Annotated in this window: 13 protein-coding genes and 1 tRNA gene; 8 read left to right on the top strand and 6 right to left on the bottom strand. The window is 64.8% G+C overall.

Going from position 1 to position 16,172, the window contains the following annotated elements; genetic code table 11:
- The coding region (locus GRI68_RS13520) for a YadA-like family protein (RefSeq protein ID WP_160617764.1) at positions 1-1,371 on the top strand (1,371 nt) is incomplete at its 5' end.
- Positions 1,372-1,500: 129 nt separating this feature from the next.
- Here GRI68_RS13520 and GRI68_RS13515 read toward each other — a convergent pair.
- Both GRI68_RS13515 and GRI68_RS13510 read right to left on the bottom strand, forming a co-directional pair.
- A complete protein-coding gene (locus GRI68_RS13515; RefSeq protein ID WP_160617763.1) occupies positions 1,501-2,055 on the bottom strand; it encodes a hypothetical protein in 555 nt (184 codons plus the stop codon).
- A 39-nt stretch (positions 2,056-2,094) separates the two neighbouring features.
- Complete coding sequence (locus tag GRI68_RS13510) at positions 2,095-2,511, bottom strand: secondary thiamine-phosphate synthase enzyme YjbQ (RefSeq protein ID WP_160617762.1); 417 nt, start codon at positions 2,509-2,511, stop codon at positions 2,095-2,097.
- 68 nt (positions 2,512-2,579) lie between these two features.
- Here GRI68_RS13510 and GRI68_RS13505 point away from each other — a divergent pair.
- Positions 2,580-2,653 (top strand) — tRNA-Gly (locus GRI68_RS13505).
- A gap of 113 nt (positions 2,654-2,766) precedes the next feature.
- On the opposite strand, the gene phbB is transcribed toward GRI68_RS13505, so the two are convergent.
- Complete coding sequence (gene phbB, locus GRI68_RS13500; RefSeq protein ID WP_160617761.1) at positions 2,767-3,489, bottom strand: acetoacetyl-CoA reductase; 723 nt, start codon at positions 3,487-3,489, stop codon at positions 2,767-2,769.
- Between the two features lie 37 nt (positions 3,490-3,526).
- Positions 3,527-4,918 carry an SGNH/GDSL hydrolase family protein gene (locus GRI68_RS13495; RefSeq protein WP_160617760.1) on the bottom strand — a complete coding sequence of 464 codons (1,392 nt, stop codon included), beginning with the start codon at positions 4,916-4,918 and terminating at the stop codon, positions 3,527-3,529.
- Here GRI68_RS13495 and GRI68_RS13490 point away from each other — a divergent pair.
- The 3 genes from GRI68_RS13490 (at position 4,877) to GRI68_RS13480 (ending at position 7,135) form a co-directional block, all read left to right on the top strand.
- The gene (locus GRI68_RS13490; protein ID WP_160617759.1) at positions 4,877-5,938 is read left to right on the top strand and encodes an acyltransferase family protein; all 1,062 of its coding nucleotides are present in this window, start codon (positions 4,877-4,879) and stop codon (positions 5,936-5,938) included. The two genes, GRI68_RS13495 and GRI68_RS13490, sit on opposite strands and share 42 nt — an antisense overlap.
- Positions 5,939-6,004: 66 nt before the next feature.
- Entirely contained in the window at positions 6,005-6,553 is a 549-nt protein-coding gene (locus tag GRI68_RS13485; RefSeq protein ID WP_160617758.1) for a hypothetical protein, read from the top strand.
- A 117-nt stretch (positions 6,554-6,670) separates the two neighbouring features.
- Entirely contained in the window at positions 6,671-7,135 is a 465-nt protein-coding gene (locus GRI68_RS13480; protein WP_160617757.1) for a Dps family protein, read from the top strand.
- Between the two features lie 50 nt (positions 7,136-7,185).
- On the opposite strand, the gene dinB is transcribed toward GRI68_RS13480, so the two are convergent.
- Complete coding sequence (gene dinB, locus GRI68_RS13475) at positions 7,186-8,355, bottom strand: DNA polymerase IV (RefSeq protein WP_160617756.1); 1,170 nt, start codon at positions 8,353-8,355, stop codon at positions 7,186-7,188.
- Positions 8,356-8,420: 65 nt separating this feature from the next.
- On the opposite strand from dinB, the gene GRI68_RS13470 reads away from it, so the two are divergent.
- From GRI68_RS13470 to GRI68_RS13460, 3 genes are read left to right on the top strand one after another with little or no spacing between them, the layout of a single operon-like run.
- Positions 8,421-9,707, top strand: a complete 1,287-nt coding sequence (locus GRI68_RS13470; RefSeq protein ID WP_160618004.1) for a multidrug effflux MFS transporter — start codon at positions 8,421-8,423, stop codon at positions 9,705-9,707.
- The gene (locus tag GRI68_RS13465; RefSeq protein ID WP_160617755.1) at positions 9,704-11,203 is read left to right on the top strand and encodes a glycerol-3-phosphate dehydrogenase; all 1,500 of its coding nucleotides are present in this window, start codon (positions 9,704-9,706) and stop codon (positions 11,201-11,203) included. The genes GRI68_RS13470 and GRI68_RS13465 overlap by 4 nt, the downstream gene beginning before the upstream one ends.
- 50 nt (positions 11,204-11,253) lie before the next feature.
- Entirely contained in the window at positions 11,254-14,271 is a 3,018-nt protein-coding gene (locus GRI68_RS13460; protein WP_160617754.1) for a hypothetical protein, read from the top strand.
- Here the strand turns inward: GRI68_RS13460 and GRI68_RS13455 are convergent.
- Entirely contained in the window at positions 14,268-16,136 is a 1,869-nt protein-coding gene (locus GRI68_RS13455) for an acetyl/propionyl/methylcrotonyl-CoA carboxylase subunit alpha (protein WP_160617753.1), read from the bottom strand. The genes GRI68_RS13460 and GRI68_RS13455 overlap by 4 nt on opposite strands.
- Positions 16,137-16,172 lie beyond the last annotated feature (36 nt).

Below are 16,172 nucleotides of genomic sequence, written 5' to 3'. Positions count from 1 at the left end.
CAGAGCGCTGCAGCCACCGGAGATCGGTCGTTCGCAGCAGGTTATGCAGCGAATGCTGAAGGCGCGTCGTCGATCGCGATCGGCACCGATGGCGATGGAGATTCATTCGGCGCCCGGGCCTCGGGAAACAGAGCGATTGCGATCGGCGGCGACAGTTCTGCCAGTGAAGATGGGACCGCGCTCGGGACGGACTCTTTTGCCAATTTCGCCAGTGTGGCAATCGGAGGAACTGCGGGCTCGGTGACCAATGGAGTCGCCATCGGCTATGGCGCCTCCGCATCGGGGGTCGGGGCCGTAACTATCGGCAGGCAAGCCCGCTCAGGATCGAACTCGGCCATCGCGATCGGTGCCGATGGTGACGATGCCGACACAGCTGGCGCGCGCGCAATGGGGGCAGCCGCCATTGCCATGGGCCAGGATGCGAACGCGAACGGCGAATATGCGATGGCGATGGGGCGACAGTCTGTTGCCAGCGGCAATCTCAACACCGCGATGGGCGCCAATTCGTCGGCCACCGGGCTCAACGCCACCGCCGTGGGCCAGGGTACGACGGCCAATGGCCTGCAGGCCGCAGCCTTCGGATCCGGGGCAGCCTCAACCGGGGCGGGCGCGCTCTCGTTCGGGGCTTTCTCCGCAGCGCGCGGCCAGTTCACGACCGCGCTGGGGTACCAGTCCTTCGCTTCGGCGCCGCAAGCGACTGCGGTCGGCAAGGGCGCGCAGGCGACCGGCGAGAACGCGACCGCGATCGGCACCGGGTCGAAGGCGCGGTTCGCCAGCGGGACCGCGATCGGCAATGCCGCCGAAGCCCAGCATGCCCGCGCCACCGCGATCGGCTTCGGCGCGGTCACCACCGCCAACGACCAAGTCACGATCGGCGGCACCGGCAGCGCGGTGCGGATCGGCGATATCGATGCAAGCACCGCCGCGCAGCAGGGCCCGGTCGATGTCGTGACGGTCGATGCCGACGGCGTGCTCGGCAGGCAGCAGGTTGCGACGGCAGCGTCGGTCGATGCGGTGCGCGCCGATGTCGGCTACATCGCCGCGGTCACCGACGCGCAGTTCGCCGCGCTGAGCAGCGACGTTGCGGCGCTCGGCGGACGGATCGATGTGCTCGAACAGAGCATGACCATCCTCGACGAGCGGATTTCGTCTTCGACCGCAGTCGCGGTGGCGTTGGGTGGAGCGAGCTTCCTGCCGGGCAAGGCGTTCAACCTCACCGCCAATGTCGGCACGTTCGAGGGCGCGCATGCCGGATCGCTCCAGCTCGGCGTGATGGTCGGCGAGAATGCAGCATTCAACGCCGGGATCGCCACCGGCTTCAACAAGAACGGATCGACCGCCGGACGCGTCGGCGTGACCTTCGGGTTCTGACCCCACCCCGCAAACCCGGGGGTCGGAGCCGGAGGGGGCCGGCAGGAGCAATCCTGTCGGCCCTTTTCTCTTTCTGCTGGAACGCGCTCATCAAACGCGGCGTCACAGTGAGGGCGTCGTCCGCTTTCGCTACCCCTCGATCGGCTCCGCGCCGAGCTCGGGATTGAGGATGCTGATATGGTTGAGCCACTGGCGCGGCTGGCGACGCAGGTCCCACGGATAGTTGACCTTCAGCCCGACCATCTCGGCGATGCGCCCGGCGAAGTGGAGGCAGTTGCGATTGTCGAGATCGTAGCCCTTGCCGTAGGAATCGCGCCAGACCGACGTTTCGTAGACGATCAGATCGTACATCTCGTCGCTGATCGACACCGTGAAATGGCGATTGGTGGTGTCGATATATTCCTGTTCCTCGGGATAGATCCAATGGGTCGCCGGTCCGAACAGAACGTGCGGGCCGGTGCTCTTGGCCGAGAAGCCATAGCTTTCGTTGATCGTCTCGCCCGTGCGATCGAGCGTCCCTTCCATCACGATGAAGGCATGCGGATAGCGTCCGCCGAAATAGGACCCGTTGAAGCTGTGGAACGACAGCAGCACCTCGGCCTGTGCGACCTGGGGCAGCACGGCGAACAGCGAGGCAAGAAGCGCGATAACGGCGCGGCGAGCGGTGGCAACCCGGTGTTTCATGGCCGCCATCCTAGCAGCCGCGTCGCGCAAGTCAGCCCGCTATTCGCCCAGCAGGTGGAGCACGATCTCGCGGGCATGCGGCGCGGCGCGATGCTCTGTCAGGAATACGCCCTGCCAGGTGCCGAGCACGGGCATGCCCGCCAGCACCGGGATCGACAGCGTCGTGCCGGTCAGCACTTGCTTGAGATGCGCGGGCATATCGTCGGGCCCCTCGCAATCGTGATCGTAATCGGGACCTTCGGGCGCGACCCGGTCGAGCCAGCGGAGCAGGTCGCTCTTCACCGCCCCGGCGGCGTTCTCGGTAATCAGCAGCGAAGCCGAGGTATGGCGGCAGAATACCGTCAGCAGCGCGCTTTCGATCCCGCTTCGCGCAATGAAGGCGCGCACATCGTCGGTCAGTTCGGTCAGCCCCCTGCCCGAGGTCCGGATCGATAGCGTATCGCTCGCCTGTCGCATGCTGCTGGTTCCTGTTGACGCTTGGCCCCTCACGCGGCAAAGCGCGCGGCCTGCGCTGTGCCGCAGATGCGGGTGTAGCTCAATGGTAGAGCAGCAGCTTCCCAAGCTGACGACGAGGGTTCGATTCCCTTCACCCGCTCCATCTCAAGACGTTCGATTGCACGGGTTCGGTTCCGTTGCCTGCGTCGCAGCCCTCTTCGCACTGCGTGCTTCGAGGCCAGCGGCTCTACCTCGCTACGTTCAATCGCACAGCGATCAATGCATGTAGTGGCCGCCGTTCACCGTGATCGTGGAGCCCGTGATCTGGCCGCTTTCCTCTGCGCACAGGAAGCTCACCACACGGGCGATCTCGTCGGGCCGCGAGAACCGCCCAGTGGGTACGCCCGCCAGGATCTGCTCGCGGATTTTCTCGGGCACGGCTTCGACCATTTCGGTTTCGGTATAGCCCGGCGCGACCAGATTGGCCGTAACCCCGCGCGAGGCGCCTTCGCGGGCCAGCGACTTCGTCAGTCCGATCAGGCCGGCCTTTGCCGCAGCATAGTTGATCTGACCGAACTGCCCGGCCTGGCCATTGATCGAGCCGATGCTGACCACGCGGCCCCAGCCCCGCTCGCGCATGCCGGGGAAAATGGCTTTCACGCAGTTGAAGACGCCGCCGAGATTGGTGTCGATGACGGCGTCCCACATCTCCCGGTCCATTTTCGCCACGCTCGCATCGCGGGTGATGCCGGCATTGTTGACCAGAACATCGATCTCGCCGACTTCGTCCGCGATCTTGCGGATACCGCGTTCGCATTCGGCGGCATCGGCGACATTCCAGCCGAAGGTGGCGATCCCGGTCTCTTCCTGGAAGCGGGTGGCGCTGGGTTCGTCCGTATTGAAGGTGGCTGCCACTTTCATCCCAGCCTCTTTGAGCGCAATCGAGATTGCCGCTCCAATCCCTCGCGTACCACCGGTTACAAGCGCTGTTCGCGTCACGTTTTCTCTCCCAAATCCCAGCGCGTCGAACTTTTGTTCAATCGCGTATCCGAACGTAATCAGGTATTTGGCTTGGACGCAATGGCTCTTCGATGAAAAAGGGCACCAGCGACGAATAGTAAATACGCTGCCCGTAATTGTTAGGGTGATGCATGTAATCACCCGTCAGATTATGATAACTTTCGAACTGCGGATCGGCGCGCTCGAAAATGTCATACATGTCGATGAATTCGAGACCGTATCGCTCCGCGGTATCCGCAATCACTTTGTTGTAGGCGACGCTGTCGGACGGTGATTCCAGCATCCAGTTCGGGTTCTGCTGGAAAAAGCCCACTAGGATGATCTCGGCGCCATCGCCCTGCGCGCGCTTGATCATGGTGACCAACCCATTGCGAAACGCGTCCAGCCCGTCCGGCCCCGCGACGTGATCGTTCATGCCGAAGGCGAGGATCAGCAGATCGGGCGGTGCTTCGGCGCTGGCCGTATCGTATCGCTCCACAGCGCTGGAGACGGTCGAGCCACCCTTGGAGAAATTGATGAATTCGCGGCCTTCGCCGAAGTTCTTTCGCAGCAGGCCGCACCAGCTGTCGGCGTCCTCCCGGCGATAGAAGCTGGCGATCGTATGCGCGCCCTCGGTGATGCTGTCGCCCATGCAGAAGACGCGTGAGGCCGGCTTCGACAGCGGCTTCGGGGCGATGGGCTCGTCGGGCGCCTTGGCGAGATAGTCGATGTAGACGACGTGGTTGAGGGTGAGCGGTGGATTGCGCGGCTCGGAACTGAATTCGAAGCTTTCCTTGCCGCGCTCGCCGGCCGCGCTGCCGTGACCGAGAACGCCCTTCACATACCGCCCGAGCCGCTGCCGGAAGGATTGGCCGGTGGGGACGTAAAAATAGTGATAGTCGCCAAAGTCGGGAATACGCGACCCGGCCGTGCGAGCGATGCCGCCTTCCACGGCCTGCCAATCCGTGCCCTCCGCATAGGATATCGTCTTGCCGTCGGGGCCGTAGCTATAGACGCCCTCTATTCTTTCGGGCTGCCAGTAGAGCCGCGCGGGCTCCTCACCTCTCAGCAGCCGGGCCTCACCCGAAATCCGGACCGATTGCCATGCCCCGGTGCGATCATCTGGCTGCTCGGATACGGCGCCCGACTTGCGTGCCGGGTCTATGGGATAGATCGCATCGCCCGCTTGAGAACATCCTGACAAACTTATCAAAAACGCCATCAAGCAACCCGATCGCCCCGCTCGGCCCGATAATTTCATGCCCGGGCAATAGCGGGTCGATTCTCGGTCGTAAAGCTTGTATGGGCTGGCCGCCATAGGGAGGATTTGATGCGATCTGTCGGAAAAATAATGGATGAAAACAACGGCATAGGGCCGGGGTTCGACATGCTTCGTGTCGTTCTCGCCTTTGCGGTTGTCTATCGCCATTGCTTCCCTCTGGTCTATGGGATGGAAGAGGCCACGCATCTCGGGATCTGGTGGACCGCCACCATGGCGATCGTGCCGATCTTCTTCATCCTTTCAGGTTTTCTCGTGACAGGCAGCGCCGTGCGCCTGACCCTCGGCAAGTTCGTTGCCAGCCGTGTGCTACGCATCATCCCCGCGCTTGCGGTCGACACCCTGGTCACGATCCTGGTCATCGGCGCCCTGTTCACGACCCTGTCGCATTACGACTACTTCACCAGCGAACAGACCCTGTCGTATTTCTGGAATATTTTCGGCTTCATCCACTATCTGCTCCCGGGCGTTTTCGAACAGAACCCGCATGCCGGGATTGTGAACGGTTCGTTGTGGACCATTCCGCCCGAACTGGGCTGCTACGTCATGATGAGCTTCATCATCATCCTGGGGTGGGTATCCGATTGGGTGAAGACGCTCGCGATCGCCGTCTTCAGTTCTGCGGCGATCGTCGCCGCGCCCTATCTTCCCGAACAAACGCCCGGTTTCATCATGAAAGCGCTGACCAATCCCGGTGCGATCCTGGTGCCCGAGTTCCTCTTCGGCTCTGTGCTCTACACCAAGCGTCACGCCGTTCCCTATTCGTGGACGCTGTTCGCGATCGCAATCGGGTGCGTCATTCTTTCGGGTGTGTTGCTGCCCGACGAAGTCTATTCGGTGATGCCCGTTTCCACCGTGGTCCTGATCCCGGCCTACGCCTATATCGCGGTGTTCATCGGTGTGACCAAGCTTCCCAAGCCGCCACTCTTTTCGCGCGGCGATTACAGCTACGGCGTGTATCTTTACGGTTTCCCGATCCAGCAGGCCATCGTCGCCTCGACCGGCGTTACCAGCCCCTACGCCCTGTTCGCCATGGCGGTGGTGCCGATCACGCTCCTCGCGATGTTCTCCTGGCACGTGGTCGAAAAGCCCACGCTCAAGCTGCGCAAGGGTTTCTCCTTCGCTGCCAAGATGGAGCGCCAGAGGCAGCAGGAACTCGACAAGTCATAATCTGGTCGGGTGTCGCAGCGGCCCCATCCATTCCCTTCCCCGCGATAAGGCTCTAGCGCTCATTCCATGGCCGCGCTGATGTTCGCCTTTCTTGCCGCTTTCGTCGTGACCATGGGCGCGCGCGACCAGGTGGTGGTGAGCGATCTGAGCGAGGCCGGGCATGGCGCGGCGCTGCCGCTGGGGGTGGTGACCGGATGGATCGCCTCGGCGCTGGCCGGATATGCGGCAATCGTCGTCCTGCCGCTGCTGGTGCCCGATGCGCGCGACATGCTGGGCGCGGTGGCGGCGCTGGTTTCGGGGATCGAGATCCTGATCCTGCGCCCCGGGCGCGCGCCCAAGGAACCGACCCGGTCGATCGGCGCTGCGGGCCTCGTCCTCATCGCACACCAGATCACCGATGCCGCGCGCTTCCTCGCCTTCGGAGTCGGTGCGGCCTATGCGGCGAGCGTGCCGGCGGCCCTCGGCTGCGCGGCGGGCGGATCGCTCGCGCTCGGCCTCGGCGCGCTTGGCGTGGTCGATCCGCGCGCGAGCTGGATTGCGCATGGCCGCCGGGTCGCGGGCGTCGTCCTGCTGGTGATCGGCATCGCGGTGGGATGGGCCGCACTACCACGGTGATCCCCGGCATCGGTGATCGGACAATCCGATTGCACGCAGTGAAACACTTGATGGAGCCGATGGGCTTTTGCTGCGTTGAGTGAACGGAACCCACAAAAAACAAAGAAGGACCCATCCATGGCCGATACTGGCGACAATTCCAAAAAGGGCGTCAACGAAGCGCTGAACAAGCTGCTCGCGGATCACTACGCCCTGTTTCTCAAGACCAAAAATTTCCACTGGCACATGCAGGGCCCGCGCTTTCGCGACCTGCACCTGCTGTTCGACGAGCAAGCGCAGGAAATCATCGCGCAGACCGATGGCATCGCCGAGCGCGTTCGCAAGAATGGCGGCACCACGCTGACCTCGATCGGCTCGATCGCCCAGCACACCCAGATCGACGATCAGGACAAGGTCGGGCTCGATGCCGATGCGATGGTGCGCGAATTGCGCGACGACAATCGCACGCTGGTCGACCAGATCCGCGCGGTGAAGGCCGAGGCCGAAAAGGCCGGCGACAACGCCACCGACGGTCTCAGCGACGACTGGACCGACATGGCCGAGGAACGCGCCTGGTTCCTCGATTCCATCATCGCCAAATAGAGCTTCCCCTGCCCGCGCGTCCCTCCGGTCGGAGCGGCGCGCGGGCTTCTCTACAACAGATCGAGTTGCGCGGCCCCGGTGCCGCGCTTTTTCGTCGTCGCACCTTCTAGGCCCGACAGCGTTACCCCCATCAGCCGGATCGGCAGCGCGAGCGGCAGTTCGGCCTCGAGCAGGCCGCGCGCGATGACGGCAAAATCCTCTTTCCCCTCAACCCAGCGCGGCAGCGTGCGCGCCCGGGTCTGGAGGCGGAAATCGTTGTATTTGAGCTTCAGCGTCACGGTCTTCCCGCGCGCGGAGTTGTTGACGATCCGCTCCCACACGATGTCGACGATCCGGTCGAGCGTTTCGCGCAGTTCGTCGGGTGCGTGGATATCCTCGTGAAAGGTCCGCTCCCCACCGATCGATTTGCGGATCCGGCTCGATCGCACCGGGCGCAGGTCGATCCCCCGCGCGGCACGGAACAGGTAATCGCCGAAACTGCCGAAATGGGCGTGCAGCCAGTCGCGGTCCTTGGCGGCAAGATCGGCGCCGGTCTCGATCCCCAGCCGCGCCATCTTCTCGCCGCCCTTCGGTCCCACGCCATGGAACCGCCGGATCGGCAGCGACTGGACGAAGGCCGCGCCCTGGCCCGGGCGGATCACGCAGATCCCGTCGGGCTTGTTCTGGTCGCTGGCGAGCTTGGCCAGAAACTTGTTGTAGCTGACCCCGGCGCTGGCGGTGAGCTGGGTCGTCTCGCGGATTTCGGCGCGGATCATTTCGGCGATGCGGGTGGCGCTGCCGATCCCGCGCATATCGGCGGTCACGTCGAGATAGGCCTCGTCGAGGCTCAGGGGTTCGACCAGCGGGGTGTGGCTCTTGAAGATCGCGCGGATCTGCCCCGACACCTCGCGATAGACGTCGAAGCGCGATTTGCAGAAGATCAGGTCGGGGCACAGTCGCTTGGCGGTGACCGAGGGCATGGCCGACCGCACGCCGAACTTGCGCGCCTCGTAACTCGCCGCTGCGACCACACCGCGCCCCGACGATCCGCCGACCGCGACCGGCTTACCGCGCAGATCGGGATTGTCGCGCTGTTCGACGCTGGCGAAGAAGGCATCCATATCGACATGGATGATCTTGCGCAGGCCGATCTCGGCCTCGTGGGCCTCTCCGCCCTCGCCCGCCTCCGCATCGGGACCTTCATCCTCCGCCCCGTCATCGATGGATTCGATTTCTGCCATCGCTGCCTAGATAGGGCCGGGGCTTGCAAAGCGGAACACTTGGCGGCACCGGCTGTATTGTGCACATGCGAAATCAATCCGGCGCGGCTGGCGAGGCCCCGCACCCTTCCGACACCCGACCCGCGACGGCGGTCGCCACGCGCAAACCCGTCGGCGAACGCGAACTGATCTGGATGATGGCGCTGCTGATGGCGCTCAACGCCTTCGGGATCGACGCGATCCTGCCCGCGCTCGAAAGCGTGGCGGTGGATCTGGGTGCGACCGGCAATAGCCGCCAATATGTCGTCGGAGCCTATCTGCTCGCCGCCGGGATCGGCACGCTGGTGCCCGGCGCCTTTGCCGATCGCTACGGACGCCGCCCGGTGCTGTTCACCGCGCTGGCCGCCTACATCGTGTTCTCGATCGCCTGCACCTTGGCGACGAGTTTCGAAATGCTGGTGATCCTGCGCGCGATCCAGGGTTTCAGCGCGGCGGGCATCATCGCGCTGCCGCCGGCGATCATCCGCGACCGGGTGGGCGGCGACAAGATGGCGCGGATGATGAGCCTGATCTTCGTGATCTTCCTGCTCGTCCCCGCCGTCGCGCCCAGCATCGGCCAGGGCATCCTGTTGCTGGCGGGCGACTGGCGCTTCATCTTCGGCGGCATGGCGTTTGCCGGCGTGCTGATGACCGCCTGGGTCTATATCCGCCTGCCCGAAACCCTGCACGAGGAAGATCGCCAGCCGATCATCGTGCGCCAGATTGCGCGCAACATGACGCACGCCGTCACCCTGCGCGAAACGATCGGCTACACGCTCGGCAGCGCGCTGGTATTCGGCGGATTGTTCGGCTTCATCAATTCCTCGCAGCAGCTGATCGGCGAAGCTTTCGGCGCAGGCGACAAGTTCCCGATGATCTTCGCGATCTGCGCAGGCTGCATGGCGATTGCCAACTGGTCGAACTCGCGCATCGTCGAACGTTATGGCGCGCGCCGGGTGAGCCATGTCGCGCTGTTCCTGTTCATTGCCGTTGCCGCCGCGCAGGCCTGGTTCGCCAGCCAGCCCGACGAGACGCTGTGGACCTTTGTGCCGCTGATGGCCGCGAATATGAGCCTGCTGGGCTTCATCGGCGCCAATTTCGGCTCGATCGCCCTGCAGCCCTTCCGCCATATTGCGGGCGCGGCAAGCAGCGCCCAGGGCTTCCTGCGTATGACCAGCGGGGCAGCGCTCGGCGCGGCAATCGGCCAGGCCTATGACGGGACCGCGCGCCCGCTCGCCATCGCCCTGCTCGCCACCGCCGTCATCAGCCTCGCCTTCGTGCTGTTCTCCGAACGTGGTACGCTGTTCGGACCGCCGCAGCCGGAAGCCGAATGACGCCCGCCCCCGATAACGCGCCCTACGATATCGCCGTGATCGGCGGCGGGGTGAACGGTGCCGGGATCGCCCGCGATGCGGCGGGGCGCGGGGCGAAAGTCCTGCTGCTCGAAGCGCGCGACCTCGCCAGCGGTACCAGCTCGGCCTCGACCAAGCTGGTCCATGGCGGGCTGCGCTATCTCGAATATTACGAGTTCGCACTGGTGCGCGAGGCCTTGCAGGAGCGCGAGAAGCTTTGGGCCATCGCGCCGCACATCATCTGGCCGATGCGCTTCATCCTGCCGCATGAGGACGGCCAGCGCCCGCGCTGGATGCTGCGCGCCGGGCTGTTTCTCTACGATACGATCGGCGGGCGCCGCACCCTGCCCGGCACCGCGAGCGTGCGCCTGCGCCAGCACGAAGCGGGCGCCCCGCTCGAAGACCGGCTGACCCATGCGTTCGAATATTCGGACCTGTGGGTCGACGATGCGCGGCTGGTGGCGCTCAACGCCGTCGATGCGCGCGAACGCGGGGCCGATATCCGGCTGCACACGCCCGTCACCTCCGCCCGGCGCGAGAACGGGCTGTGGCGGATCGAGACCGAAGGCGAACATGGCGACGAAACCTTCACCTCGCGCGCGATCGTCAATGCGGGCGGGCCTGCCGCCAACGACGTGGACCGGCTCGCCGGGATCACCCCCGCCCATGGCCTGCGCCGGGTGCGCGGATCGCATATCGTGGTGCCAAAACTGTTCGACCACCCCTATGCCTATCTTCTCCAGCAGCCCGATACGCGGATCGTCTTCGCGATTCCCTACGAGAACGATTTCACCCTGATCGGCACGACCGATGCCGATCACGATGGCTCGCTCGGCGATGTCCATATCGATGGCGAAGAGACCGACTACCTCATCACCGCCGCCAATCGCGCGTTCGAACGCGACCTCACACGCGACGACATTGCCTGGACCTATGCCGGGGTACGTGCGCTGGTGGATGACGGTTCGGGCCGTCCCGAAGCGGCGACGCGCGGCTACAAATTGCCGCTCTCGGACGAAAGCGAGGGCGCGCCGATCCTCTCGGTCTATGGCGGCAAGATCACCTCCTACCGCCACCTCGCCGAAGCCGCGGTCGATGCCCTCGCCCCGCGCCTCGATGCGCTGAAAGGCGGGCACTGGACGGCGAAGGCCGCGCTGCCCGGCGGCGATTTCGCGCCCACGACGCAGCCGGAATTCATCGCCGACCTGCACGCGCGCTACCCGTTTCTCGGCCTCGACCAGGCCACCCGCATCGCCCGCGCCTATGGCACCCGCGCCGAATGGTGGCTCGAAGACGCCACGGACTGGGACGATCTCGGCCAGCGCTTCGGCGCCGGGCTGACCGAGGCGGAAATCGCCTACATGCAGGAAGCCGAATGGGCCCGCACCGCCGACGACGTGCTGTGGCGCCGTTCGAAGCTCGGGCTGCATATGAGCGACACGCAGCGCGCGGCCGTGCGCGCATTCCTGGACGGCTGATACGATCCCGTCAGTTGTGCCGCCTGCCCGCGCACCATAGGATCGAGGCGATGCGGATGTTCGCAGCCTTCCTGACGATCCTGTCGGCCGCCGTGCCGCTGGCCGCGCATGCGCAGGAACGCTCCGCGCCCGATCCCGCCGCGATGACCGCGTGGGAGGCGCGAAACTTCGAAGCCGCGGCGAAATCCTTCGAGGCCTCCATCACGACGTGCGAAGCGGCCGAAGGGCCGGCCATCTCCTGCATGGATCTCTACCTGATGCGGCTCTATGCGGCGCGCGAGCTGGGGCAGGAGGCGGTGCGCAAGAGCCTGCTGGCCAAGATCGGGGCGCTGATCGAACAGGGCGGCGCATTGCCTTTCGAACGGGTCGGACACGCTCAGGAAGAAGCCCGCTACCTTCATTCCATCGGCGACTTCGCCGGGGCAGCCCGCGCGGCAGAGCGCTGGATCGCATTCGCGCGCGACATCGGAACCGAAGCACGGTGGGACCTTTACTGGGCGCTCGACAGCGCTGCCTGGATCTACCGCGAGCTCGGGCAATCGGACAAGGCCATCGCCGTTCGGGAAAGCCAGGTCGAACTAGCGCAGCGCCTGGCGGACGAAGACTCCTATACCCCCGTCCGGGCGCAGTTCAATCTCGCCCGCTTCCATTTCTGGAACCATCAATACGATCTTGCCGACCGGGCATTCGCCGCTGCGCAGGCGAGCGCCGACGGTCTCGCCCCCGAACCGCTGGCCTTCGAGCTGGGATGGAGCGCCGTCTATCGCTCCATCACGCTGCTGGTGGCATCCGACGAGGCGCAATCGGACGCACAGTTCGCCGCCATGCTCGATCGTTTCAATGCCGAACCCGAGAAGCTCGACAAGGCGGAGTTGTTCCAGTTCTATCGCGAGACCGCCACGATCTCGAACGACATCAACCCGGTGATGCTCGAGCGGCTGCTGGTGATGGTCGACACGCTGTTTGCCGACAATATCGAATTGGGTGCGGTCTATCGTCTCGTTCGCGCGCATCAGCTCGTGGTCGGGAGCAAGTGGGATGAGGTTGCCGCATTCTACCGCGATGCTATTTCCCTCTACCGCGAGAACGGCGATATCAGCGAAGAGCGCGACACCCGGCAGAAGCTCGCCAACTGGATGGTCGTCGCCAAGCGCTACGACGTCGCGCTCGATGCGCTGGATGCCATCGAGGGCGGCGATGTGAAAACGCAGCTACGACTGGCACGGACGCGCGGCGATGCGCTGGCCGGGCTCGACCGGAACGATGAGGCCGAGCAAAGCTATCGGAAGGCGGTCGCGCTCGAACGCCAGCTGGCAGCCTCCGGTCAATGCTCCCAAGGCTACGCGCAACGCACCGGTAAATGCCTCGACGACGCAGACTATGCCAGTCTGTTCGAACCGTTCCAGCCGAGAGTTGTCGATCTGCGCTTGTCGCTCGCGCGCGCGGTGGAACGACAGGGTCGGCTCGGCGATGCCGAGGCTCTCCGCCGCGAGATCGAAACAGACCCGCCGATCGGGTTCACCGATGCGGAATCGGCGCAAAACCGCCTCGCGCTCGCGATCAACCTCGACATGCAGCATCGGTACGATCAGGCAGCGGCGATTTTCGCGGCGGGCATCGCGGGCGCAGAGACGCTCGATTACAAATCGTCCCAAGCGCTGGTCGGGCGCTATGCGGAGGTCGCCAAGCGGTTCGACGTGAACCGGACCTTTGCCGAGCGATCGGCGGTCCAGGCGCGATACCAGGCACTTTACGACGCCGTGAACGGACGGACCCTCGTTCTGTCGGTAGATAAGGATGGCGAGCGGATCGAACCGGATTTCAAGGCGGAGGCCGAAGCGGCGGCGGCGCAAGGCAATTTCGGTCAGGCCGAGACGCTGATGCGCCGCCATCTCCAGCAATGGACCTTGAGCCGTGCAATGACGCTGAAGAACGACTCGGCGGCAGACCTCGCGGATTACGATCAGATAATGTTCAATACACGCCGGAAGATCGGGCAATACATCCTCTCGCAAGGGCGCAGCCGCGATGCGGAAAAGTGGCTCCGGCAGTTGTTGATCGATCTCGATGGCCAAGACCCCGGCGGGGGCGCCTTGGCGATGGTCGGGACCTTGGCCTCGCGCCTCCTCGCAAGCGCACTCGAATCGCAGGAGCGCGCCGCCGAAGCCGAACCGATGCGCAGAGAACTCGTCTCGGTTGCGCAGCGCGAATTCCCCGACGACTTGTCACGCCTGCTGGGCGAACAGCTGCGGCTCGCAAACAACCTGGCCCGGCAACAGGATTTCCGCCGCTCGGCGGAGGTGGCACGCTCCATCCTGCTCCGGTTGGCAGGCAATGAAGACGCGCTCGGGAGCGGGGCAGCGCGGCTGTATGTCCGCATTTCGGAGATCGTCAATCCGGGGCAAGAGATGCCCGAGAACGAAGCGTTGCTGCGTCGCGGGATTGTGCTGTACCGGGAGCAAGGCAATGGTGACAGCATCGCTGCACTGGAGGCCCGGCTCCGCTTGGCCGGACTGCTCGAAAATTCCGACAGGCGGGCCGAGGCGGAGAGCCTGCGTGCAGACTTGCTGGGGGCGATCGAGCCGATGATTGCCCAAGGCCGGAGTTCGGCCATCGCAATCTATGCGGAGCTGGCCGGCTTCGAGCGCGGTCCCGATCGAGAAGCGATGTTGCGCCGCGTGCTGCGATTGCGGCGGGCCACCACTCCGGCCGGCGACCTCCGGATTGCCAAGGCGCAGACCGACCTGGCAGGCATTCTCCGCCGTGAAGACCGCACACAGGAGGCGCTGGAATTGCTCTCGGATGCACGGCGAAGTTATGTCGCCGCTGCCGCTCCGGAGGATCTGCGGCGCATGATTTCAACGGCCACGCTTGCCGTGATCCTGCACCAGGAACAGCGCTACGCCGCGGCGCGCACCGCGACGCGCGAGATCGTCGCCGGAGCGCTGGATCGGCAGCAAAGGCGCAACTTCGATGAAGACGCGCGGTCCGAGCTGAACTTCTTCGCCCCGTCTTTCCGCCAGCTGGTCGAGATCGACTGGGAGCTGGCGCAGCAAGCTGCGGACTAGTCGGCCGAAGGCTCCACCACGCACAATACTGCGTCGACCTGAACCTGACCGCCTGTCGCAGCGGCAAGATCGGTCACGGTCCCGTCGAACGGCGCGGTGAGCGCGTGCTCCATCTTCATCGCCTCGAGCACCATGAGGCGCTGGCCCGCAGTGACCGCATCGCCCTCGGCCACATCGACCGCGATGACCTTGCCCGGCATGGGCGCGAGGATCGCGCCGTCACCTGCCGTTGCCGCACCCGAATCGCGTGTCTCGGTGTCGAAGCCGAATGCACTGCCATTGTCGAATACGACGATGCGCGTACCTTCGGCAAAACCCGTCAGCGATGGCTCAAACGGCGTATCGTCCAGCTCGACCGTCTTCACCTCACCGCGATGGGACAGGGCAACGGCGTGACGCGGTGAACGATTAAGGCGGAAGCCTGCCAGATCCTGCGGCTGGTCGTCATTGGCGACCATCGCAATGCGAGCCGCGCCGCGCAGCACCGCATCATCGGGCTTGTCGGACGGAATCAGGGCATCGCCCTTGGCGGCGATAAAGCCGGTGTCCAGACGTTCGGCCACGAAATCGTTGTCGGACAGGGCATTGGCAACAAAGGCGGCATTGGTGCGGACCGGCCAGACCTCGGTCGTTTCGGCCATCTCGACCAGCAGGTCGAGCGCATCGTCACGATCCTCGCCCCACGCCACCAGCTTGGCGATCATCGGATCATAGAACGGCGAAATCTCGTCGCCTTCCTCGACTCCGGTTTCGATCCGGCCTTCCACTCCAAGATCGAGCCAGTCGAGCGCTCCGGTGCTCGGCAGAAATCCGCTTGAGGGGTCTTCGGCATAGAGCCGCGCTTCGATCGCCCAGCCGTCGATGCTCAGCTCGTCTTGCTTCAGCGGGATCGCCTCCCCGCCCGCAACGCGCAGCTGCCACTCTACCAGGTCGACGCCGGTGATTTCCTCGGTCACCGGATGCTCGACCTGCAAACGGGTGTTCATCTCCATGAAGAAGATGCGATCCGCCCGCAGCCCTTCCGAAGCATCGGCGATGAATTCGATCGTGCCCGCGCCCTCGTAATCGACCGCCTTGCCGGCGCGCACGGCGGCGGTGCATATCTCTTCGCGGGTGGCCTCGTCCATGCCGGGCGCGGGCGCTTCCTCGATCACTTTCTGGTGGCGGCGCTGGAGCGAGCAGTCGCGTTCGAACAGGTGGACGACATTGCCGTGGCTGTCGCCGAACACCTGCACCTCGATATGGCGCGGCGAGGTGATCCACTTCTCGAGGATCACGTCGTCATTGCCGAAGCTGGCCTTCGCCTCGCGGCGGCACGATTCGAGCGCGGAGAGGAAGTCGCCCTCGGCATCGACCTTGCGCATGCCCTTGCCGCCGCCGCCTGCGACTGCCTTGATCAGCACGGGATAGCCGATCGCATCGGCCTCCTGCTTCAGGCGGTCTGCGCTCTGGTCGTCGCCATCATAGCCCGGCGTCACGGGCACGCCCGCCTCGCGCATCAGCTTCTTGGCGGCATCCTTCAGGCCCATCGCGCGGATCGAGGACGGAGGCGCGCCGACCCAGATCAGCCCGGCGTCCTGCACCGCCTCGGCAAACTCGGCGTTCTCGGACAGGAATCCATAGCCCGGGTGGATCGCCTCTGCGCCGGTTTCTTTCGCGGCGGCGATGATCTTCTCGCCCACGAGATAGCTTTCGGCGGCGGGCGACGGCCCGATATGCACCGCCTCGTCGGCAGAGCGCACATGCAGCGCCTTGGCGTCGGCATCGGAATAGACCGCGACGGTGGCGATACCCATCTCACGCGCGGTGCGGATGATGCGGCAGGCGATTTCGCCGCGATTGGCGATCAGGAGCTTCTGGATCATGCCCGCTGCGCTAGCGCCAAGCACCGCACGCATCAA

Origin of the sequence: Alteriqipengyuania halimionae, assembly GCF_009827575.1 — a bacterium.
GTDB classification, from domain to species: Bacteria; Pseudomonadota; Alphaproteobacteria; order Sphingomonadales; family Sphingomonadaceae; genus Alteriqipengyuania_A; species Alteriqipengyuania_A halimionae.
The sequence above is the reverse complement of the archived record's forward strand: the minus strand, read 5'-3'. Positions and strand labels throughout refer to the sequence as shown.

Excerpts from the sequence above, each read along its gene's own strand:
- GRI68_RS13480 (WP_160617757.1), top strand. The coding sequence starts at position 6,671 with ATGGCCGATACTGGCGACAATTCCAAAAAGGGCGTCAACGAAGCGCTG.
- GRI68_RS13510 (WP_160617762.1), bottom strand. The coding sequence starts at position 2,511 with ATGCGACAGGCGAGCGATACGCTATCGATCCGGACCTCGGGCAGGGGG.
- GRI68_RS13495 (WP_160617760.1), bottom strand. The coding sequence starts at position 4,918 with ATGGCGATAGACAACCGCAAAGGCGAGAACGACACGAAGCATGTCGAA.
- dinB (WP_160617756.1), bottom strand. The coding sequence starts at position 8,355 with ATGGCAGAAATCGAATCCATCGATGACGGGGCGGAGGATGAAGGTCCC.
- GRI68_RS13465 (WP_160617755.1), top strand. The coding sequence starts at position 9,704 with ATGACGCCCGCCCCCGATAACGCGCCCTACGATATCGCCGTGATCGGC.
- GRI68_RS13470 (WP_160618004.1), top strand. The coding sequence starts at position 8,421 with ATGCGAAATCAATCCGGCGCGGCTGGCGAGGCCCCGCACCCTTCCGAC.
- GRI68_RS13490 (WP_160617759.1), top strand. The coding sequence starts at position 4,877 with ATGCTTCGTGTCGTTCTCGCCTTTGCGGTTGTCTATCGCCATTGCTTC.
- GRI68_RS13455 (WP_160617753.1), bottom strand. The coding sequence starts at position 16,136 with ATGATCCAGAAGCTCCTGATCGCCAATCGCGGCGAAATCGCCTGCCGC.
- GRI68_RS13460 (WP_160617754.1), top strand. The coding sequence starts at position 11,254 with ATGCGGATGTTCGCAGCCTTCCTGACGATCCTGTCGGCCGCCGTGCCG.
- GRI68_RS13485 (WP_160617758.1), top strand. The coding sequence starts at position 6,005 with ATGGCCGCGCTGATGTTCGCCTTTCTTGCCGCTTTCGTCGTGACCATG.
- GRI68_RS13515 (WP_160617763.1), bottom strand. The coding sequence starts at position 2,055 with ATGAAACACCGGGTTGCCACCGCTCGCCGCGCCGTTATCGCGCTTCTT.